The sequence below is a fragment of the Snodgrassella sp. W8135 genome (assembly GCF_016101225.1).
GTDB classification, from domain to species: Bacteria; Pseudomonadota; Gammaproteobacteria; order Burkholderiales; family Neisseriaceae; genus Snodgrassella; species Snodgrassella alvi.
In genome coordinates, this window is record NZ_JACFQX010000002.1 from 179,733 (window position 1) to 201,956 (window position 22,224).

20 protein-coding genes are annotated in these 22,224 nt (G+C 40.7%); 10 read left to right on the plus strand and 10 right to left on the minus strand.

Going from position 1 to position 22,224, the window contains the following annotated elements; genetic code table 11:
- Positions 1-417: 417 nt before the first annotated feature.
- On the plus strand, positions 418-2,205 hold the full coding sequence (gene msbA / locus H3T75_RS06935; RefSeq protein ID WP_037394684.1) for a lipid A export permease/ATP-binding protein MsbA: 1,788 nt from the start codon (positions 418-420) through the stop codon (positions 2,203-2,205).
- A gap of 397 nt (positions 2,206-2,602) precedes the next feature.
- Here the strand turns inward: msbA and H3T75_RS06940 are convergent, their stop codons facing one another.
- Positions 2,603-3,439: a hypothetical protein gene (locus tag H3T75_RS06940; RefSeq protein WP_198211365.1), complete on the minus strand. Its 837-nt coding sequence runs from the start codon at positions 3,437-3,439 to the stop codon at positions 2,603-2,605.
- A gap of 436 nt (positions 3,440-3,875) precedes the next feature.
- Here H3T75_RS06940 and H3T75_RS06945 point away from each other — a divergent pair, with 436 nt between their 5' ends.
- From H3T75_RS06945 to H3T75_RS06960, 4 genes are read left to right on the plus strand one after another with little or no spacing between them, the layout of a single operon-like run.
- Complete coding sequence (locus tag H3T75_RS06945; RefSeq protein ID WP_084585217.1) at positions 3,876-4,727, plus strand: glycosyltransferase family 25 protein; 852 nt, start codon at positions 3,876-3,878, stop codon at positions 4,725-4,727.
- A gap of 32 nt (positions 4,728-4,759) precedes the next feature.
- The gene (locus tag H3T75_RS06950; RefSeq protein ID WP_198207278.1) at positions 4,760-5,548 is read left to right on the plus strand and encodes a putative nucleotide-diphospho-sugar transferase; all 789 of its coding nucleotides are present in this window, start codon (positions 4,760-4,762) and stop codon (positions 5,546-5,548) included.
- Positions 5,549-5,575: 27 nt separating this feature from the next.
- On the plus strand, positions 5,576-6,379 hold the full coding sequence (locus tag H3T75_RS06955; RefSeq protein ID WP_078475472.1) for a glycosyltransferase family 25 protein: 804 nt from the start codon (positions 5,576-5,578) through the stop codon (positions 6,377-6,379).
- 4 nt (positions 6,380-6,383) lie between these two features.
- On the plus strand, positions 6,384-7,406 hold the full coding sequence (locus H3T75_RS06960; RefSeq protein WP_172397553.1) for a glycosyltransferase family 2 protein: 1,023 nt from the start codon (positions 6,384-6,386) through the stop codon (positions 7,404-7,406).
- 11 nt (positions 7,407-7,417) lie between these two features.
- On the opposite strand, the gene H3T75_RS06965 is transcribed toward H3T75_RS06960, so the two are convergent.
- On the minus strand, positions 7,418-7,990 hold the full coding sequence (locus tag H3T75_RS06965) for a hypothetical protein (RefSeq protein ID WP_025331655.1): 573 nt from the start codon (positions 7,988-7,990) through the stop codon (positions 7,418-7,420).
- A gap of 10 nt (positions 7,991-8,000) precedes the next feature.
- Positions 8,001-8,747 carry a hypothetical protein gene (locus H3T75_RS06970; RefSeq protein ID WP_198211366.1) on the minus strand — a complete coding sequence of 249 codons (747 nt, stop codon included), beginning with the start codon at positions 8,745-8,747 and terminating at the stop codon, positions 8,001-8,003.
- Positions 8,748-9,090: 343 nt separating this feature from the next.
- Between H3T75_RS06970 and sstT the strand changes: the two genes are divergently transcribed.
- The 3 genes from sstT to H3T75_RS06985 all read left to right on the plus strand — a co-directional run bounded on the left by sstT (position 9,091) and on the right by H3T75_RS06985 (position 12,540).
- Positions 9,091-10,326 (plus strand): serine/threonine transporter SstT, encoded by a 1,236-nt coding sequence (gene sstT, locus H3T75_RS06975; RefSeq protein ID WP_025331653.1) that lies wholly within the window; start codon positions 9,091-9,093, stop codon positions 10,324-10,326.
- A gap of 130 nt (positions 10,327-10,456) precedes the next feature.
- The gene (locus H3T75_RS06980; protein WP_025331652.1) at positions 10,457-11,452 is read left to right on the plus strand and encodes an LLM class flavin-dependent oxidoreductase; all 996 of its coding nucleotides are present in this window, start codon (positions 10,457-10,459) and stop codon (positions 11,450-11,452) included.
- 191 nt (positions 11,453-11,643) lie between these two features.
- Positions 11,644-12,540, plus strand: coding sequence for a glycosyl transferase (locus H3T75_RS06985; RefSeq protein ID WP_084586922.1), 897 nt, complete (start codon positions 11,644-11,646; stop codon positions 12,538-12,540).
- Between the two features lie 114 nt (positions 12,541-12,654).
- Here the strand turns inward: H3T75_RS06985 and H3T75_RS06990 are convergent, their stop codons facing one another.
- A complete protein-coding gene (locus H3T75_RS06990) occupies positions 12,655-14,835 on the minus strand; it encodes a primosomal protein N' (protein WP_198211400.1) in 2,181 nt (726 codons plus the stop codon).
- A 253-nt stretch (positions 14,836-15,088) separates the two neighbouring features.
- Here H3T75_RS06990 and pyrB point away from each other — a divergent pair, with 253 nt between their 5' ends.
- Together pyrB and pyrI are read left to right on the plus strand one after the other, a co-directional pair.
- Complete coding sequence (gene pyrB / locus H3T75_RS06995; protein ID WP_084554665.1) at positions 15,089-16,030, plus strand: aspartate carbamoyltransferase; 942 nt, start codon at positions 15,089-15,091, stop codon at positions 16,028-16,030.
- A 6-nt stretch (positions 16,031-16,036) separates the two neighbouring features.
- Positions 16,037-16,495 carry an aspartate carbamoyltransferase regulatory subunit gene (gene pyrI, locus H3T75_RS07000; RefSeq protein ID WP_025331648.1) on the plus strand — a complete coding sequence of 153 codons (459 nt, stop codon included), beginning with the start codon at positions 16,037-16,039 and terminating at the stop codon, positions 16,493-16,495.
- 24 nt (positions 16,496-16,519) lie between these two features.
- Here the strand turns inward: pyrI and fghA are convergent, their stop codons facing one another.
- From fghA to H3T75_RS07030, 6 genes are all read right to left on the minus strand, one after another.
- Entirely contained in the window at positions 16,520-17,353 is an 834-nt protein-coding gene (fghA, locus tag H3T75_RS07005) for an S-formylglutathione hydrolase (RefSeq protein WP_198211401.1), read from the minus strand.
- Between the two features lie 90 nt (positions 17,354-17,443).
- Positions 17,444-18,553 carry an S-(hydroxymethyl)glutathione dehydrogenase/class III alcohol dehydrogenase gene (locus H3T75_RS07010; RefSeq protein WP_078475477.1) on the minus strand — a complete coding sequence of 370 codons (1,110 nt, stop codon included), beginning with the start codon at positions 18,551-18,553 and terminating at the stop codon, positions 17,444-17,446.
- 435 nt (positions 18,554-18,988) lie between these two features.
- The gene (locus H3T75_RS07015) at positions 18,989-20,236 is read right to left on the minus strand and encodes a condensation domain-containing protein (protein WP_198211367.1); all 1,248 of its coding nucleotides are present in this window, start codon (positions 20,234-20,236) and stop codon (positions 18,989-18,991) included.
- 663 nt (positions 20,237-20,899) lie between these two features.
- A complete protein-coding gene (locus H3T75_RS07020) occupies positions 20,900-21,736 on the minus strand; it encodes a PHP domain-containing protein (protein ID WP_198211368.1) in 837 nt (278 codons plus the stop codon).
- Positions 21,733-21,906, minus strand: a complete 174-nt coding sequence (locus H3T75_RS07025) for an oxidoreductase-like domain-containing protein (RefSeq protein ID WP_078475480.1) — start codon at positions 21,904-21,906, stop codon at positions 21,733-21,735. The genes H3T75_RS07020 and H3T75_RS07025 overlap by 4 nt, the downstream gene beginning before the upstream one ends.
- A complete protein-coding gene (locus H3T75_RS07030; RefSeq protein ID WP_174830728.1) occupies positions 21,903-22,127 on the minus strand; it encodes an RNA-binding S4 domain-containing protein in 225 nt (74 codons plus the stop codon). Before H3T75_RS07030 ends, H3T75_RS07025 begins: the two co-directional genes overlap by 4 nt.
- Positions 22,128-22,224: the final 97 nt, after the last annotated feature.

Here is a 22,224-nt window from a genome sequence, read left to right on the forward strand (position 1 = left end):
TAAATTTATATTTTAATTCAAATTTAAATATCATATGTGTTTTGATTATTCTTTTGGAGTAAAAATATATACAATATCTATTAAAAATTGTTTGAATTAAACAGTATTTGTTATCTATATGTAAATTGAAGTCGGTAAGATCAGTACTTAGTTTGTCTCAACTGATTTAAATTTCATTGATTTGATAGTGAATTTTTGTACTGGAGAGAATTTTTTATCAGGTATTTTATTCAGATTGTTTTCGATTTGATAGAATACAAGTTGTATGTGACTTTAGAAATTGATAATTGGTATAGGTTTTAGATTGATAGTTTGCTGAATTTAATGGATTTATGCCGTTTATGATGAGATAGCGACAGGTAATTTCATCGACACTGTGTTTTATTTTGTTTTGTATTTGATTGTTCTGGGAAGCGAATGAAAAAAAGTAAAAAGGCTGATGCTTTTTCACCGCATAATCTTTATAAAAGATTATTTCCGTATATGCGCGGGCTGGTAAAGTATTTTTTTATTTCTGTATTGGCAATGGTTGTCGTAGGTGTGACAGGTCCCCTTTTTGCTTATTTGTTAAAGCCGATCATTGATAATGGTTTCGTTGACAAAAATATCGAAGCTATGAAATGGGTACCATTTGAAATCATCGGTTTGTTCATTTTTCGTGGGGTTGCCAACTATATAAATGAATATACCAGTGCTTATATTTCTAATCAGATGGTCCAGGTAATTCAGCGTGATCTGTTTGCAAAAATGATGATGTTACCTGTGAGTTACTATCAGGAAAACAGCCGCGGGCGCATGATGTCGCGCATTACCAATGACGCTAAAGGAATAACGGCTGCCGGTTTTGATGTGATCACTGTCTTTGCCAAAGATGGTGTGACTGTTTTGGGACTTCTGATTTGGTTGTTTTATCTTGACTGGCAATTAACACTGATCACTTTTGTTACCATTCCATTAATTGCGTGGTGTGTAAGGGTTATTAATAAGCGTATTCGCCGATTAGTTACTAAAAGTCAGAATGATCTTGGTCAGGTCATGCAAATTTTGTCTGAATCAATTGATGGTACAAGGGTTGTACGCATTTATGGTGGTGAACAGTATGAACAGAGTCGTCTGGAAAAAACCAATAAGGCTCTGCGTAGTCTTGCTGTAAGACGTCAGTCGTATACGTCTATTGGCAGTGCAGTAACACAACTGTTAATTGCCACATCGTTATCAATTATTTTATATGTTGCTGCTAAAAGAGCCAGTCATGCAGGCTTTACTGCCGGTGATTTTATGTCTTTTCTGTCAGCTATGCTGATGATGTTTGATCCGTTAAAACGGATTACCAATATGTCCAGTGTTTTGCAGGCCGGACTGATGGCTGCAGATAGTGTATTTCACTTTCTGGATGAGCCAGAAGAAAAAAATCAGGGAAAAAAGCAGCTGACTGCTCCTATTGGAGATATTGTTTTTCAGAATGTAACATTGCGTTATCAGCATGCGGATAAAAATGCGATAGATCATTTAAACCTGACAATTAAACAGGGTAGTGTGGTTGCGTTAGTAGGGGAGTCTGGTTGCGGTAAAACTTCTACAGTAAATCTTATCCCGCGATTTTACGATACGACCAGCGGACATGTAAGTATAGGTGGTATAAATGTTGATGATTTTGAATTGAAAAATCTTCGTTCCAAAATGGCATTAGTTAGTCAGGATGTTGTTTTATTTAATGATACTATTGCGAATAATATTGCTTATGGTTCGCCACATGCTACAGAGGCAGATATTATTCAGGCTGCGAAAGCTGCTAATGCCTGGTCATTTATCAGTAATATGCCTGAAGGCTTAAAAACTGAAGTGGGTGATCAGGGGATGAAGCTGTCCGGAGGTCAGCGACAGCGTTTGGCAATTGCACGGGCATTGTTAAAAGATGCGCCTATTTTAATTCTTGATGAGGCAACTAGTGCTTTGGATACTGAATCAGAACGATTAGTGCAGTCTGCTCTGGAAACACTAATGAAAAACCGGACTACAATTGTGATCGCGCATCGCTTGTCGACTATTGAAAATGCCGATAATATTGTGGTGATGCATCAGGGGAAAATTGTCGAGCAGGGTAAGCATGCAGACTTACTGGCAAAAAATGGACGTTATGCATTCTTACATCGGATGCAGTTTGGTGAAAACCGCAATTCAGCTGAAGATAAATCATTAAATTAACAGTTTTAAGAGTGTTTAAAATTTGCCTATATTGTTTTTATTTATTGGTTTATATGTTGAAAAGTAGCAGAAATATTAGATTTTCAGTACTTTATTCATAATAAATCTATAAATAGATTGCTAACCGGATACCATGATTGTAGAAATAATGGTATCCGGTATTAAATTTAAATGCATTAATTTCATTCAATTCGATTAATATCTAAAGCAAAAAGATTTACTCATATTCAGTATGATATAAAATTGTTGTACGATAATTCTCTTAATATTCAATTTTGCAGAGTAAGTTCCGTTGGTTTATCTTTTGCTGAAGCAGATGTGGTGTAATTGAATGTGCTGTAATTAGCATTTTTTAAATACAAATTTGAGTCTACAGCATTTTTTTAGAATATTTCAATTATATAACGGATATTTTCTGGAATGGCTGTCTGTTTAAAATATTGTTTATCCAGTTTGCAAAACTGTATTTTTTTATAATATCCGGATTGATGCTGACAAATGGTCTGGCCAGAAAGCTCTCTATTTTCTGTAAATCATCCGCATTCTTCCATATAAAAATGTTATCCGGATGATAAAAATCAAGATTTTTGATTTGTGGGTTATTGGTAATTAATTTCTTTTGGTAATATAAAGCTTCAAATGTACGAAATGATAAACCATGATGAACCGGATTAACGATATCAATGAGTATATCTGCATTGTTGATATGCTTTAAATTGTCATCGAAGGTAATATTTTCAGGAATAAAATGAATTTCCCTGCAAGAATATAGTTCTGCTTTGCTAGCTTCAGACGGGCGAAATTTTATATTAAAATCTAGATTTATCCCGTTTTTAATTAATGCATTTGCACAGGCTTCTATAGCGGCAATGCGACTATCTACATGTAGTCCGACGAAATAGGCAATGGTTCCGGTATGTAATACAGGTTGTGGCTGATACATATCAAAATAGAAATTACTGATTCCATTTAGCCGGTACTGCTGGTATTCCTCATTATGCAGATCTTCAGAATCGAATACATAAAAACGATCAAATAAGTTTATTGTCGGCTTTGTTTTAGGAAATCGTCTGATTCCATTCCACTGATAAGCAACAAAATCGTTTTTTGTATGAATTTTTAGCAGTTGTAAGGCCTCTATAGGAAATAAGTCTGGGCGTATAACCAAAGTATAGTCGTAATGACTATTGCCTAATAGCTTTTTAATATTTGCCAGTAATTTCTGATTGTACATTTGTTCTTTCAGATATGCTTTGTATGAACAATCTGAAAGAAAAATTTTTCGGGCCGTATGAATCAGGTGCGATTTCAGGTTAGGATAATAAAAACTGGAATCAACTTGCTTCTTCAATTCCTCTGAAGTGCTGTTTATAAAGATAACTTTAAAATTATGGTATTCTAAATGCTTTTGAATGGCAGCAGCGAAGTCACTATAGCTTGACATTGCCAGAATAATAGTTGGTTGCGACATTGTTAACTTAATTTTATGAAATCTGGTATTCTCGATAGCTGTAAAGTTGAAATAGTGTAACTATTATCAGATCAGGTAGCTATTTTAGCAGTTTATACCGGTGAGTGTATCAGGATACTGGATTTATCTATGAATGGCAGACATATTTTAGCTATAATTTATAGATAATTTATGACTAAAGTATGTGCAGGGCGAATCAATGCTCAAAACTTTTTTAATTAATCTTGAACGCCGTCCGGATAGATTAATGTTTGTTAAACAACAACTGGAAAATCTGAATATTGCTTTTGAAAGGGTAAATGCAGTTGATGGCAATTGTTTAACTGATGAGCAAAAAGCCTTTTTTAACCAGAAAAGATTTGCACTGGAATGTAAACGTAAGGCCGTTAATGGAGAAATTGGTTGTGCCTTATCCCATCAGACGGTATGGCAGAGAATGGTAGATGAAAATATACCCTATGCTCTGATTTTGGAAGATGATGTTCAGCTTAAACCCGAACTGGTTTCTTTGCTGGCAAATGAAAAAAATTTTCAGTCTTTTGATTTTTTAAATCTGACTTTAAAAAGACCTTTTTACGATATTGATGTTGCGGCAGTTAATTCTTGTATTGCGCAGAAACAGTTTGTCCGGCCGCGATTCTGGCAATTGGTAAGGCGCAGATTATGGCGCTTTATGGAAAGTAAAGCTATTGTCCGGTGGAAAATTTTTCGTTTACATATGCTCTGTAATCATATGATTGCCTGTGAGTGTGATATCGCTCCGTCGTTGGCATGTTGTTATATTGTATCTTTGCAGGGAGCTAAAAATATGCTGCAGGCAAGTAAAAATCTCTTTTATCCTATTGATAAGGTCTGGCATTATAGTGGTGGCCGGTTAAAAGAGGCTTTTTTGGTTGAGCCGCTGGCATTTCAGAATCTGGATTCAGATATTCCTCATCGTGTGCGTTTTAAACTTACTTTGGGACAAAAAATTAAAAGATTTTTTCTTAAGGGGCGGCATTGGCGGCGACATTTTGATGTTGTGAAAATGTATGGATGGACACGTTTATAATAAATGTATGTTAATCACTGAGAATAATACTAATGGTTAAACTGGGCAGAGAATATGCATGGCGAGCCAAGAATCGTAAAGTTGTGGTTCCGCTGGCACGGGTTGTTACTGATGAGATGAAAGCATCAGCAGAGGATGCGGTAACAGTTGTAGCCTATCATACAGATGATGAATTTTATTCGCATGAAGCCAGACGTATGTGTGCTTCTGCTGAACGTTTGGGTATCAGGGTTAAGACAACTACTATTTCCAGTCAGGGCGGGTGGGAAGCCAATACGTCGTTTAAAGCAGCTTATTTGCTTCGTGAACGTGATATAGTCAGCGGACCGATGCTGTATGTGGATGTTGATGCGGTTTTTCATGTTTCTCCGTTAAAATATCTTGCCAGTCTGGATTGTGATATTGCCGTGTATTATGATTTAGGAGATGGTCATTTAGTATCTGCAACTCTTTTTTTCCAGGACACTGAGGCTGCAAGACACTTGCTAGCCGAATGGAACCGGCAGTGTATAGCACATCCGGAAATCTGGGATCAGGAGGTTTTACAATCTGTCATTGCTGCTGATCAGGCATCTGACAATCCTCGTTATAAAGTTTTTCATTTGCCTGTTGGCTTTTGCTGGATATTTGATCGTGCTGACAATCTGCGTGCACCTAAACAACAGGTTTATATCGAACAGTTACAGGCGGCCCGTGTGGTTCATGAAAATCTGAGAACCAGCGGAAAGCTGTTTTCAATACGGAAAAGTAAAGTACAGCGCCGCATGGATCGGATACGAGAAATTGAGGATGTTCTATTTCAGCAAAAATCTGATGATTAATTATAATATCTGTGGTGATACAAACAGATGATTTCTGCTCTAGTAATTAATCTGGATCATTCATTTGAGCGATTGGAATTTCAGCGCAAACAACTGATTCATTTGCAAATACCTATGCAGCGCCTGTCTGCTGTTAATAGTTCGGATATTCTAGGTGAACAATATGAACAATTAGCAAATGGCTGGGAGCGTAAATTGCGCCCGGCTGAGGTGGCCTGTTTTTTAAGCCATAAAGCTGCATGGCGATATGTACTTAATACCGATAAACCCTGGTTGATTCTTGAAGATGATGCTCTATTATCGCGTAAAACAGCAGATATACTTGCTGCGTTAATTCCTCTGGCAAATGAAGTTGATTATGTAAATCTGGAAACGCGCCATCGACGTAAATGGATAAGTAAAAAAGCTTTTAATTTAATTGATGGTTATGAATTACGCCGGTTATATCAGGATCGGACGGGTGCCGCTGCCTATGTTTTATTCCCTTCCGGGGCACGGAAGCTGTTAAACAGAGCTGAATATTCGGCACCGGCGCTTGCTGATGCATTTTTGTGTCGTTCATATGATTTGAATGCCAGACAAGTGTATCCGGCCGCTGCAATTCAACTGGATCAGTGTATTAATTATGGTCTGGAGCATACAGAATCTTTTATTTCTACTATCACTCCTGAGAATAATCTGAAACCTCATGCAAACAATATTTATAGTAACGTTTGCTTTAAATATCGTCGGCTGGCAGCACAAATTCGTATGGGATGGAGACAATTGTCTGTGCTGCGGTGTGCGCAACGTACGCTGGTGCCAATAATAAAAAGTGATTTTGAGGAATAGTTGTGTGAATGGGGTAAAAGATAATTATGCAGGTACAGATAAAGTAGATTTAAGTATTCTGATTCCTGTATTTAATGTTGAATCATATCTTTCCGGATTGCTGGATGCTTTATTTTCGGATTTGAAGGCTTTAACTGAAGTTATATTTTATGATGATTGTTCACCGGATAATTCACTTAGTGTGATTCGCAAATATCAGCAGAGTTATCCGCATGTGAATATTCGTATACTGTGCGGAAAGAAAAATCTGGGTATTACTCAGGTTCGCCAGTGTCTGTTACAGGCCAGTCATGCTGAATATGTCTGGTTTATTGATTCAGATGATTTGATTGAACCGCAAGCGGTACGGCAGATAAGGAATATTCTGAGTGAGTATCATCCGGATGTAGTACTGTTCGATTATGATGTTTTTTTTGATGGTAGCGGTAAAGTTAAATACCATGAACATTTATCAGTTACTCCCGCAAATACTTTGCTGCATCAGAATAACGGTGAGTTATACCGCCTTGCAATTATGGATGGTAAACATTATTTCTGGAATAAAGTTTTCCGGCGTACTTTGGTAACAGATTCGTGTGATTTCACTATACCTGCCTATGAAGATATTGCGAATACTCCGATTATTCTGAATCAATGTCAGACTTACTTTTATTATCCGCAAACTTTAGTACATTATCGTATCTGGCCGGATTCGATTGTGCAGAAAATGAGTCTGAAACAGGTATATGGTATCAGGGCTTATCTGACACAGGCTGAATATGCTGATAAAGTGGTTGATGATAAAAAGTGCTGTGCTTATTTATTATATAAAGCTCATCTTTATTATTTCAGGTTGTGTCGTAAACTCAGAAAAATGAATCTTCCGGAAATGGAAAAAGCCGATATTTTGCTTTTGGCTAAAGAGCTATATGCACAAAAACAGTTATCGACTTGCGCAACTGTTTCGTTATTAGTACGTACTGGTATGTGGGACAAGGCGGCTAAACTGATATTAAAATCAGGTTTAGCCCGATTCTCATGCAGGTAAATATTTTCTGTTCAGATTGCAGTTATTTTACCTTCGGTAATCCACTTATAAATTAGTTTTTTTTCATCATCCCAGTTATGCCCCGTCCAGCCTTCACTGGTGAAATTATGTATATAAATTTGTTTTTCCGGATAATGCTGACAAATGTAATCAATAGCCAGTAAACCTGTGCTTGGTTGGCGAAAACCCAGTGTATTGGCACAGTGCTGATAAGTATCTGTAGGTATCGTGTTTATTTGATATTGATCCAGATGAGAGTGTTTAATCCATTTAGGAAAACGCCAAATATATTTTATCCGTTTATGTAAAGGAATATTCTGATATCGTCCCAGACAGATATCTTTTGTGGTATATCGAAAAAATATTTGTGTGTCAGGTTTAAAAAACTGATGGTCAATATTCAGATGTCTGATTTGTGTGTAGCCATTGGCAATAAATACCCAGTCGGCCATAAGTGTACAGTTTGGATTGGGGGTGTTAAAGCGGACTACGATATCGTCTTCATGAATTAATCCGGCAATAGAATTTTGTTCGTCAGCATTGCCAATGATGAAGAATTTACTGTGTGCTTGTACGATTTTCATAATAGTAATTTTATTGCCAATAATTTTTTAACCATGGAGCCGGTAAAACTTTACGGTACCATTTTCCTCCGCCTCCCCTGATGGCATCCGGAGGATTAACTTCGCCGTGAAAGATAATAATTTTGCCGTAATCCGGCTTTTCCGGTGGCTGCCATAGCGCATAAGGCATTTTTTTTAATACGTCATATTTATAGCTCAGACACCAGTTTTCAGGCCAGTAACTTAGTTTATGATTTTCGCGCACATACCATGATAAAAATGCCTGTTCATGACGAAATTGCTGACGAATAGTCTGGAAATGTTCGCGAAAATAGTTCATTAACTCTGGTAATGCACCAATCTGAAATCGGTATACTGAGCTATTGCCGACTTTTCGCCACGGCTTTTTCCAGTCACGAATAATCCATACTTCGTCCTGACGGCTGGAAGGATATGTGAAGAAGCAGTCTATGTTATCGATTATGACTATGTCTATGTCAAGAAATAAAGCTGTACCGTGTAAACCGTATAAATCTGCACTGAATGTTGTCAGTTTGTTCCAGCCACGTTCAGGCAGACCCTGAGGCAGATCCAGTGGTATCAGCGGATAACACTGAACAGCCGGATTGATGCCTTTAGCATCATCTGTCAGGCAAATCATGGTAAATGGTAGCGTTAAATGGCGTTGCACCATGTTATAGAGGCGGTTGATGTATTCAGCATCATATTTTTGCCCCCATTTCATGCATAGTATGTAGTTTTGTGAAGCTGTGTCCATGGCATATTCTGTCTGGGCGGTTACTGGTGTGGGAGTATAGCATTTTAGATTTTTGTATAGTTTGATTCCATTGATTAAGAATAATAAATTGCTGATTGATTTTAACTGTTTTTCGCGGTTTTATTGATTATTCGCTGTTTGTGTTCGTTTTAATGCTAAACTTATTATCTGCTAGGTAAACTGAAATGGTTTTCTGTTAAGGTTTAATGGTGTTGAAAAGACGGATTAAAACAGATTTTCTGATGAGAGATAATTTGCTGCTCACGGATTTATTGTCAGTTCTGATGATATTTTGTATCTGTTTTTAAATGTGTTTGAATCCGGCGATAACCAAGGATTGTGAATGAAGAAGCTTTTATGGGTATTATTTAAGAGTAATCTGATTGTACGTATGCTGATATGTATGATTATCGGCGCGTTTATTGCGGCGTTTTTACCGCAGTACGGGGTGAAACTGGAATTTCTGGGTAAGGTATTTATTCAGGCTTTACGTGCAGCTGCTCCGATACTGGTTTTTGTATTAGTCATATCTTCTATTGTTAATAATAAATTTGATAATGTTTCCAGTATTAAGTCAGTAGCCTGGTTATATGCTGTTACTGTTCTGATTTCTGCAGTGCTGGCTTCTACGGTAAGTTTTTTATATCCGCTTCATTTGGTGATGGATGTACCGCCGATATCTGAAAAACCGCCGGAAGGTGTGGCAGAAATTCTTATGAATATTGTGCTCAAGTTTGTAGATAATCCGGTTGATGCACTGGCAACCGGTAATTTTCTGAGTATTCTGGCATGGTCAACAGCATTGGGTATTGCATTGCGCCAGAGTAGTGAGGCAACGAAATCGGTGATTAAAAACTGGTCGGATGCCACTATCTGGGTGGTTCGCCTTGTTGTGGCAATTGCTCCTTATGGTGTACTTGGTTTGGTTGCTTCTCACTTTACGAGTGATGGTTTGGCTAAGCTGAAGAATTATCTTGAGCTGATTGGTGTATTACTGGGTCTGATGGTGTTTGTGGCACTGGTGATTAATCCGCTGATTGTATTTTTGAATTTTCGTAAAAATCCATATCCGCTGGTGTTTACCTGTTTGCGTTATAGTGGAATTACAGCGTTTTTTACCCGTAGTTCAGCAGCGAATATTCCGGTAAATATCCGTCTGGCTCAGCGTATGCAATTGCCGGAAGAAATTTATTCGCTGTCTATTCCTCTGGGTGTGACAATGAGTATGAATGGAGCGGCTATCACGATTACGACGATGACAATGGCTACTGTGCATACTTTAGGTCTGGATGTGAGCTTTATTCAGACATTGTTGCTAAGTATTCTGGCAACGGTATGTGCTCTTGGTGCTTCCGGTGTGCCCGGCGGTTCGCTGCTACTGATTCCAGTAGCATGCAGTATGTTTGGCATTGATCCGGCTATATCCGCTCAGGTGGTAGCAATCGGGTTCGTTATCAGTGAAATTCAGGACTCAGCTGAAACAGTTTTGAATTCTTCCAGCGATATGCTGTTTACCTCTGTGGTGTCACTCAAACAGCAGGGAAGAGATCCGAGTAAAATTGAGTTACTACCGGAATAAGCCTGTATCATGATTGTGTATAGGCCGCTGTATAATTTATGCAGCGGTTTTTTATACGCGGACAGAGTATTCGTTTTCGCGCATAGGATGAATTTAATTTATATCTGTTTTTCTTCAATGTGAGGAATTTATGGCTATTCCTGTTTCTATACTGAATCTGGTACCACGTCGGGATAAAGGTACTGCGGCGGCGGCTATACAGGATATGTTGCGTCTGGCACAGGCTGCTGAACAGTCAGGTTTTGTGCGTTACTGGATCGCAGAACATCATAATATGCCGATGGTAGTCAGCTCTGCCACTCAGGTATTAATTGGTCATACACTGGCTCATACCCACAAGATAAGGGTAGGCAGCGGCGGAGTAATGCTGCCTAATCACAGTCCGTTAATGGTTGCAGAACAGTATGGCACTTTAGCAACCATTTATCCGCACCGGCTTGATTTGGGACTGGGGCGTGCACCCGGTACTGACAGGGTAACAGCTGCAGCTTTGCGTCGGCATTTAAATGATGTTTCATTACAGTTTGCTGATGATGTGGTGCAGTTGCAACGTTATCTGGGCGATGAGAATTGTCAGGGAATAGTAAAGGCCTATCCGGGTATTGGTACACATATTCCGCTCTATATACTGGGCTCCAGTACGGATAGTGCTTATCTGGCGGCCAAAATGGGACTGCCATACGTTTTTGCTGCACATTTTGCACCGCGTTTTCTGGAAGAGGCCGCAGCGATTTACCGGGAACGTTTTCAGCCTTCTGCTCAGCTGAGTAAGCCCTTTTTTATGCTGTGTTTAAATGTTGTTGCCGCGGCAACGGATGAAGAGGCTCGTTACCTGCAAACTACGCAGTTTCAATCGGTATTGGGACTGGTTCGCAATAGCCGGGCGCCGTTACAGCCACCAGTACCTCATATGCATGGTTTATGGACTGCTGAGGAGGAAACTTATGTGCGTAACTTTACTGCCTGCACATTACTGGGTGCTCCTGATACTATTCGTCAGCAGCTGGAGGAGTATCGCCTGCGCTTACAGCCGGATGAGGTAATGGCTGTGAGTTATATTTATGATATGGATAAATTACTTGAGTCTTATTATATTTTTAAGAGTGTGGCAGATATTGTCGGCTAATCTGTTAACTTGCCCATATTAAAACGAATTAATACCTGATAATAGGTATCTACCGGTCTGATATTTATAAATTTGATTGGAATTATTTGTTTCATGTCAAATATTACTTGATTAATATTATCATTTTTACTGGTATTTTTGCGGTAAGATTACAATTATCTTTATAACGTAAGCAAATCGGGAGTATATGCATGAGCAACGATGTAATTAAGGTCTTTGTGGGTTGTGACCCGAATAACTGTGATCTGGAACAGATGATGGTGGTGGATTACAGCATCCATAAACATACATCGCGGCCAGTGGAAATTATCTGGATGCAGTTAAGTCATGACCCGGAAAGCCCCTGGTACTCTGATCCGCAGTCTGGTGCCGGCTGGCATACTGAAAAATGGGCAACACCGTTTTCAGGTTTCCGCTGGGGTATTCCTGCTGCCTGCAATTATGAAGGCCGGGCTATTTATATGGATGCAGATATGATTATTCTGGCTGATTTAGCCGAACTTTGGGAGCATCCTATTGAAGGTGAAGCAATTGTTGCTGCCAAGGAAGTGCATGATCATGCCAAGGGCAAACGCTTTACCCGCTTGTGTACTTGTGTCTGGGATTGTGCGAAAGCTAAAGCTAAATTGCCTGAACAGGCTACGCTGCGTGCTGACCCTGATTCGCATAAGAAAATGATGGCTAAGTTTAAAGAGCATCCTGAATGGGTACAGGCTTATACAGCTGCATGGAATTGTGTCGATGGTGAAGGTATGCCGATCGAGCAGATGAAAATTTTGCATTATTCGGATATGGGTACCCAATTTAGTCATAAGTATTCAATCCCGCGTTTGTCTGCAGCTGGTCAGAAACATTGGTTTGATAGTGATATTCTGCCTCATCCGCGTAAAGATCTGGTTGAGCTGTTTGACCAGTACTATCAGGAAGCTCTGGATGCCGGCTATAAGCTGGAAAATTATGCTGTGGAACCTTTTGGTGCTTTCCCTAAGGAATCTCAAGTAGGTTATGATGGCAATGAAGTTACTCGCCAGAAAAAACAAAAACCATTACTTTCACGTGTTTGGCATAGTCTGCGTGGACGCGAATAAGTTATCAGTTAAATCTGATTACTGGTCATCTGTCAATCTGGCTGATGACCAGTTTTTGTTACAGATAGGGTAAAAATGAATGAATGTATGCTAATAATTCGAATGGCATCATAATTACATTTCCAGCGGATCTACATCGATCAGCCAGCGTGTGTGTGGGCTGGTTTTTTCCAGATGCAATAGCCAGCTTTGCCATATTGTAATGCTGTGATGTAATTCGCGCCGGTTATGACTTTCCAGAAAGACCTGTGCCCGTTCATAACCGGCCAGCCGTGCCATTAACATTGGTACTGGTCCGAAAATACTGACACTGGGCGGTAAAGACTGTTGCTGTCCGATACCCTGTAATGCCTGTCGCAGGAGTTCCTGCGCTTCACGCATGGTTCTGGCGTCAGCACGAATAGCTGCCATATAGCTGAAAGGTGGTATGCCCAGTTCCTGTCTTTCCGCCAGTTCTGCTGTTGCAAAAGTAATATAATTTTGTGCGGCCAGCGCCTGATAAACTTTGTGTTCGGGTTGTCTGGTTTGTACCCAGACTTCGCCGCTGCATTCTGCTCTGCCGGCACGGCCGCTTACTTGCATCAATTCGGCAAACAAGCGTTCTGGTGCGCGAAAGTCCGCACTGTAAAGACTGTTATCTGCATTTAAAACAACAACCAGATTCAATTGCGGAAAATCATGACCTTTGGCCAGCATCTGGGTGCCGATCAGAATATCTACCTGCCGGTTAATGATTTTACTGTAAATATCTGACCAATCCTGCCGGTGGGCGGTGCTGTCGCGGTCTACCCGCAGAATACGTGCCTTAGGTAACAGATATTGCAGGTTTTCTTCAATGCGTTGTGTTCCTTGCCCGACAGCCGTTAAATCCTGATTACCGCATTTCGGGCAACAATGTGGAATACGCTGGTGAAAATCACAGTGATGACAGCGCAGCTGACCGGCATGCTGATGTAAAACCATCTTGGCCGAGCAGTTAGGGCAGCCGAAAGTATGCCCGCAGGCGGCGCAGAATAAAGCCGGAGCAAAGCCGCGACGGTTCAGATAGACCATACTTAAGCCACCATTGGCAAAATTGGTCTGTAATTTTTGTTTGATAATATCGCTCAAACCATTATCCAGTGGTAACCGGCGAATATCTACCAGATGAATTTGCGGTAATTGAGCACTGATATGGGCGCGTTCGCTTAATTGCAGTAGTTGATAATCTTTTTGCTGGGCTTTATACCAGCTTTCCAGAGATGGAGTGGCACTGCCCAGTACAATAGGACATCCTGCCCGCTGCGCACGCCACACAGCCAGATCCCGTGCCTGATAACGCAGTTCGCTTTCCTGCTTAAATGAGTAATCATGTTCTTCATCGACTACAATTAATCCCAGATTATGCATGGGAGTGAAAACAGCCAGTCGGGTGCCAATGATTAAAGCTGCCTGTCCGAGTGCAGCCTGAAGATAACTGGTTGTCCGTTGTCCGGCAGCAGTCTGACTGTGCAGCAGAGCAGTAACAGTATGTGGAAATCGCTGGCGCACACGCTGCAATAATTGCGGAGTCAGATTGATTTCGGGCAGCAGAAATAAAACCTGTTTGCCCTGCTGCAATATTTTGGCCATGATGTCGAAATAAACTTCTGTTTTGCCGCTGCCTGTAATGCCATATAACAGAAACGGAGCAAATTGGCCGAATTTATTCTGTACTGTTGTACTGGCAAGCAGTTGTTGCTGATTAAGCTGATACCGGCTTTCCGGAATGCTGCCGCAGGCCGGAACTGAAGTAGTCTGTATCCAGCCTTGCAGTTGCCACTGATTAAGATAATGTGCAGCCTGAGAATGTATGGTCTTAAGTTGTTGTAATGTAGCAGATGTTGTTTGCAGATGTTGCCATAATGCATTTTGTTTGTGAAAGCGTGCCGGTGGAGGAGGCTGTTCACGCCCCAGAGCATTTAACGTGTAAATCACTTCCGGTCGGGGTAGTTGCACGACTTCAGGCTGACGCAGTCCTTTTGGCAACGCCGCCATTACTGCCTGCCCGAGAGGATAGTGATAATAGCGGGCAGTAAAACTGAGTAATGTGCGCCAGTCTTCAGGCAATTGCCAGTCATCAGAAAGCACTGATTCTATTGGTCGTATTTTGCTGATATCAATTTCCGGTTCTACATTACTTTCCCATACTATGGCGGCCACCAGACGTTTGCGGAAGCGTACTGCTACCCGTGTACCGGCGGGCAGGGCTGTGGTATGGGCATAGGTAAGCAGTGAATACAGGGGCACATTCAGTGCCAGTTGATGGTAAATCAATGTAAGCAGAAATAAAAAAGGCAATGAAATGCTGATTGTAACTCAATTTGGTCAGCTTTTATCATTGCGCTGTTTATGCGATAATTTATATTAATTTATTATTACGGGGATAATAGCGTGATGCAGATACTGGCAGCAGATGTTCAAGATTGTCTGGAACAGGTATTACATCAGTACAGCTAATTTCCGTAAGATTTTACCCGTTTGAAGACGGGTTTTTTTGTGCCTATTGATAAATGCTGAAGGTTAAATTATGGCTAATCCGCTGTATCGGCAACATTTCATTTCTATTAATGATTTATCTACTGCGCAGCTGGAATTTTTGCTGGCGCTCGCTTTACAGTTAAAACAGCAGCCTCAGGCTGATTTATTAGACGGACGTTTAATTGGTTCGTGTTTTTTTGAACCGTCTACACGAACCCGTTTGTCATTTGAAACTGCTATCCAGCGGCTGGGCGGTAAAGTTATTGGTTTTGCTGATGGTGCCAATACCAGTGCCAAGAAGGGAGAAACGCTTGCTGATACCGCCAGAATTATCAGTAATTATGCAGATGCAATTGTAATGCGTCATCCGAAAGATGGTGCAGCCCGGGTAGTCAGTGAGTTTGCCCGGGTGCCTGTTATCAATGCAGGAGACGGTACGAATCAGCACCCGTCGCAGACATTGCTGGATTTAGTCACCATTTATGAAACGCAGGGGCATTTACAAAATCTTAAAATTGCTTTAGTTGGTGATTTGAAATACGGCCGTACTGTACATTCACTGGCGCAGGCTCTCAGTCGCTGGGGGTGTGAATTTATTTTTGTGTCTCCGCCAACTCTGGCAATGCCTGCTTATATCTGTGAGCAGCTGGATGATAATGGCGTACATTACCGGACTTCCGGCAGTCTCGAAGAAGCATTGGCCTGGGCAGATATTCTGTATATGACGCGTATTCAGCGTGAGCGGTTCGATGAACAGGAGTTTGCCAGAATCAGTGGTCATTTTAATTTGTGTGCGGCTATGCTCGGGCAGGCTAAACCGAATATGCGTATTTTGCATCCTTTACCGCGTGTGGATGAAATCCATGCAGATGTCGATGACAGTATTCATGCTTATTATTTTCAGCAGGCCAATAATGGTATGTATGCGCGGCAGGCTATTCTGGCGGCGATTCTGAATGAACATATTGATATAGTTGTAGCAAAAGGATAAACAATGATGAATCAGACCAGACTGAGTGTTGAGGCAATAAAAGATGGTACTGTGATTGATCACATCCCGGTAGGGCAGGGGCTGACTATTTTGCGCCAGTTTAAATTGCTGCATTCCGGTGATGCGGTTACGGTAGGATTTAATCTGAGCAGTAAATCCACCGGCAGCAAGGATATTATTAAAATTTCCGGTCAGTATCTTGATGATGCTGCGGCTAACCGCTTGGCTTTGTTCGCGCCGCAGGCTACAGTTAATGATATTGAAAATTTTCGGGTAGTACGCAAACGTACATTAACTTTGCCGGAAAGTATCAGTGAAGTGTTTCGTTGTCCGAACAGCAATTGTGCCAGCCATGGAGAACCGGTAAAGAGCCATTTTTCTGTTCGGGTGAGTCATGGCGAAACCCGTTTATGCTGTCATTACTGCGAAAAAACGTTTGCGCGCGAATCCGTGATTGAAGCTTAGCTGTTAATTTACCGGTCTGGTGATTTATAGTCCGAATGCTTCGGCATGAAAGCTGATATGGCTTTCTATAAATGTACTGACAAAATAATAGCTGTGATCATAGTTTTCACGCAGCTGATACCGAATGTTAATGCCTTTGGCTTTGGCTGCCTGAACGAAATCCTGTGGATTTAATTGCTCAGGATAGTATTCATCCACGCTTCCCTGATCGATAAGAACTGGTAATGAAAACGGATACCGGCTGATCAGTTCAGTACTGTCATATGCAGCCCAGTCTTGCTGATTGGCTCCCAGATAGGTTGAGAATGCTGTCTGACCCCATGCTCCGGCTACCGGATGGGCGATAGGAGCAAATGCCGATACAGCAACGTAGCGCTGAGGGTTTTTCAGGGCAATCATCAGCGCACCATGACCACCCATACTGTGTCCGCATAAACTACGCTGTTCGTTGACCGAAAAATGTTTTTCGATAAGTTCGGGCAGTTCTGTGACCACATAATCATACATCTGGTAATGCTGAGCCCATGGCTGCCGGGTAGCATTAAGATAAAAACCGGCTCCCTGTCCCAGATAGTGAACATCTGCATCAGCTACATCAGTACCGCGCGGACTGGTATCCGGCATAACCAGAACAATACCCCATTCAGCAGCAAAACGCTGTGCACCACTTTTCATCGAAAAATTTTCATCAGTACAGGTGAGCCCGCTCAGACAATACAGTACAGGCAGCCGGTAGCCTTGTAAGGCACGTGACGGAAGATAGACAGAAAATGTCATGTCACATTGATTGGAGTGACTGTAATGCCGGTAACGTCGTTGTTCGCCGTTAAACAGTTTATGGGTGGTCAGCAGAGTAATTTCAGCCATTTTAAAGGATCCGTATTGAGTTTATAACATGATGAAATACAGGCAATTACATTAATAATATGTATGCACATACGCATATCATTAATAATAAATGACTGTACGAATTGATTCGCCGGTATGCATCAGCTCGAATGCCTGGTTAATATCAGTCAGCGGCAATGTATGAGTAATAAATGGTGTCAACTCGATTTTACCCTGCATGGCTTCTTCTACCATCTGCGGCAGTTGTGAGCGTCCTTTAACCCCACCGAAAGCAGATCCTTTCCATACCCGTCCAGTAACCAGCTGAAAAGGGCGTGTGGCTATTTCCTGACCGGCACCGGCGACACCAATAATAATGCTTTGTCCCCAGCCCCGATGAGCGCATTCCAAAGCAGCACGCATCACTTCTACATTACCGATACACTCAAAACTATGATCTACGCCCCATTCAGTCAGACCAATAATTACCTGTTGTATAGGTTCCTGATAATCGTTCGGATTAATACATTCTGTGGCACCAAAATGTCTGGCAAGGGCAAATTTAGCCGGATTGGTATCAACAGCAATAATTCGTCCGGCTCCGGCCTGTCGTGCCCCCTGTACTACAGCCAGCCCGATACCACCCAGCCCGAATACGGCAACAGTATCACCTGCCTGTACTTTAGCAGTATTGTGTACTGCACCAATACCGGTAGTGACTCCGCAGCCTAGCAGACAAACCTGATCATGTCTGGCTTCAGGATTGATTTTAGCCAGAGAGACCTCTGCCACGACAGTATATTCGCTGAAAGTTGAACAACCCATATAATGGTAAATTGGTTTTCCCTGATAGGAAAAACGTGTTGTACCGTCAGGCATCAGCCCCTTACCCTGTGTTGCTCTTACTGCGGTACACAGGTTGGTTTTACCCGAACGGCAAAACAAACACTTTCCGCATTCGGCGGTATACAAGGGAATAACATGATCACCGGGTTTGACAGAAGTGACGCCTTCACCGACTTCTACCACAATACCGGCACCTTCGTGCCCCAGAATAACCGGAAATACACCTTCAGGATCATTGCCCGACAGAGTAAATGCATCAGTATGGCAAACACCGGTATGGGTAATCTTTACCAGTACTTCACCAGCCTTGGGCGGTGCAACGTCTACTTCAACAATTTGTAGTGCTTCTCCCGGAGCAAAGGCAACTGCGGCACGAGATTTCATACTCTATCCTCTGAATTAATAAGCACATGTATTCGGCTAACATAACTGGATTGCAGCAATAAATCAATTGTCAGATTCTTAATTGCCAGTCTGGTAGTCTGAATATGAGACCAAAAAAGCTGTGCAGAATAAATATTCTGAGTATAAAAATCTGATTTATATTGATATTTTAATGAATTTTATTTGTATGCCAGTATGGATAGTATATTTGTATGTATAACTAAAATTATTAACCGGAAAGCGCCACTATCAAACTTAATATATCGATAGTGGCGCTGACTGATGTGCAAGCATAAAAATCAGCCCGAAATGCCTAGTTTCCTCATTAGCAAATGCTAATAGTGTACTCATTATCTTTAAAACAAGGATTTTCCAAGCCAAATGCAGCAATTGCAGCTATATTTTGAGCATTTAATTTATTGATTTTTAAAATGCTCAATACTCTTTTATGGCGAAATTTGTTAGCTGTCTGGCAATTCTTTCCATCAACTGGCTGATAATTTTACGTTGTAATATTTTAGTGTAATAAGAAAGGCAAAGTATCAGGCAGCCATTAAGAAAAGCCAGATGAAAGGTGGCAGTCAGAGTGCCGTTGTTCATATTGGCTCCGGTACGAAAGTTATGCAGCTTGAAGTTTGGCGGTACGGTTATTTTGTTAATCCGGCCATTATTGGTATAGATAAAAACCAAATCTTTTTGCAGATTTTGTAACGTTATCGGTGATAGCATTTTATTTGCTGCAACTGTTGCTTTGGCATCCAGAATATCCTGTTTAATTTGCTGTGCACTGGTGTAAATATCTCCGGAAATAGTAGTTATTGCCTGCTGAATTAAGCAGGTAAAGCTGTCTTCTATGTTGAGTATCGGATGGCAGTTAATCGCAGTTAATATGGGAAACGAATCCAGCTTAAAAAAATCTGTATTGGTCTGCTGAATCAGGGCAGTCAATAATGAATTCATGGTCAGATTATGTCTGCTTGCTATAGAGCTTAATTTTTCAACAGTTTCTGCTTCAATTATGGCCGTATAGCTTGCTGTTTGGATTTCTCTGGCAGGATTACTCCACATTTTTACCGCTTGTTGATAATCAGGATAACTGTGTCCTGTCTTATTTGCAGAACTCAAACCTGTATTTTCCAGAGATATATTTCGGTCAATAGTTTTATCAGAAAAATTTTGTGCAGACAGACGTAATATTTCAGAAAAAATCTTCAGACCGGCTGTGGCGTCTGCAATGACGTGAGCCAGTGTCAGTATCAGTAAGTGGCGATTAAAATTATCCTGACTCAGCATGGTCAATCTGCATAATTGCTGATGGATATCTAACGGATCATTTACCTCTCTTTCCAGCAATTCATCAAAACAGCGAACATCATTTGAGGGTAATTCCGGTACGGTAATGACGGTGAATATTATGGGAAAAGATAAAGAGGATTTAACCAGATACCATTGACTTTCCTGTAGAAGAATTTTGGAGGCAAGCGCCTCATATTGCTTTTGGATAATTTGTAAAGCTTGTTCTACTCTGCTCGGTTCCAGTTTACCTTCAACCTCCAGAATTAAAGTAAATTGTGTTGTTCCTGAAAAATTAGTATGCAAATTTGCCATACCACTTTCCAGCCTGTTTAAGGGGCGGATAAAATTTAACGCCTCTGATTGATTATCAGAGATCTGAGTGCTCATTTTTTATTTCCTTTATATTGACTTGAATAAGTTCAGAAAAGCGATTAATAATTTTTTGTTAAAAAAGAAATCGATAGGAAAACACAAATTTAAAATAAGATAGGTCTAATACTGTTACTTTATTTATTTTTTTAAATCTTATTTTATTTTGTGGATAATTTTCTATTAAAGTATTGTATATATAGATATGTTTTACATTTTATTAGATGATAATGCCTATTAAGCAACACTATTAATAATATATAAATAAAATAAATTTATCTGAAATAGACCAATTATTCATTAACATTAAAAACGACGTAAGCACGCATATCTGGTAAGTAATAAGACTGTACGGTTTTTCAGCAGAATTGATAGACATTTAATATTATTTTTTATAGCGGATTTCCGAATATATCTTACTCTCCCGGTCATACTGGCTATTACAGTAAAGGCAATAAAAATTTGATTTACTGTTTGATTCTTATTATCTGAATTTATTTATATGATTTTGACATATTTAAATGTAAAAATATTCTGTATAAGCACAGAATATACAAAAAACAATAACTAAGCTTTTTATAATAAATTGGCATATTGTAATCAAACATTTTGTGATTGGTTTATAACTGAAACAAACTTTAAATACCTGATTTGATTTAAAATCTATCAGAGATAATGCGGTTAATCAGTTAAATGATCCCATACCGGCTTACAGATAGGTGGTAGTTCAGGACAGCAGCCAAGCAGGCCACCACCAAAATCACCATCACGATGAAAATCACTGCCACAACTGGCTAAAAAATCGAATTGTTGTGCCAGTAAGGCATAGTTCAGTCTATCGTTCAGATTAGAACGCCCACTATGCACTTCAATCGCTTCGCCACCACAAGCCTTAAAATCACTAAACAGATTACGGCGTGCAGTAGCAGACAGCTCATAGCGCATTGGATGTGCAATAACCGCAATCCCGCCGGCATGCCGGATAGCGGAAACAACTTCAGCCAGTTCTGCCCACTGATGTTTAACACTGCAGGATTTACCGTCACCCAGATATTTGCGAAATGCATCAGCTTTTTTATTCACATGGCCGGACTGGACTAAAAAATCAGCAATATGCGTACGTGTCACCATATCTATATTAGTAGCAAGTGCCAGTGTGCCTTCATAAACATCACTAATTCCTTTTTTAGCCAGCTTATCGGCAATGGCCTGTAAACGCTGTAAACGGCCGCTGCGAAGACGTCCGAGTAAAGTTTGTAATACTTCATCTTCCCGAGATATATTCAGACCGACAATATGTATAGTGCGTCCGCGCCAGCTTACTGAGATTTCCACACCATTAATCAAAGTGATTCCTGACTGCTTAGCCTGTGCATGCGCCGCAGACAAACCTCCGGTATGGTCATGGTCTGTTAATGCCAGCAATGTGCAACCATTAGCAGAAGCACGCAGGACAACTTCGGCCGGCGTCAGTGCGCCATCAGAAACCGTGGAATGACAATGTAAATCAATATTCATGAGCTTTTTTCGTTATTAGAAGATGATGTGGACAACTGTGCCTGCATCGCTTCATATGCAGCTTTTTCGCGGTAATAAATTTGCCAGACACAGGCATCGCCACAGTCACTATTGCAGCATTCCCAGTCTTCCGGTGGTACTGGCGGAGTTAATAATTCCGGTGCGCTCATAACTCACTATTAATGACATTGATTTCACTGTCACCCAGCCGGATACTGTCTCCGGCAATGATTTTCGCGGTTTTACGGGTTTCCGGCTGCTGATTGCGCAGTACTTTACCTTCGGCAATCAATTGTTTGGCTCTGCCGCCACTTTCTGCCAGCCCGGTCAGTTTAAGCAGATCACATAATGCAACATGCGGATGTCCGGCTAAGTCAAATTGCTGTTTCATCTGTTATACCTTTCCATAAATAGCTATTGTAGCTATTATCAGCGTCGAAGAGGATTTTGTTTTATGTATTGGTTACGCTAAAGGCATAAATTATGCT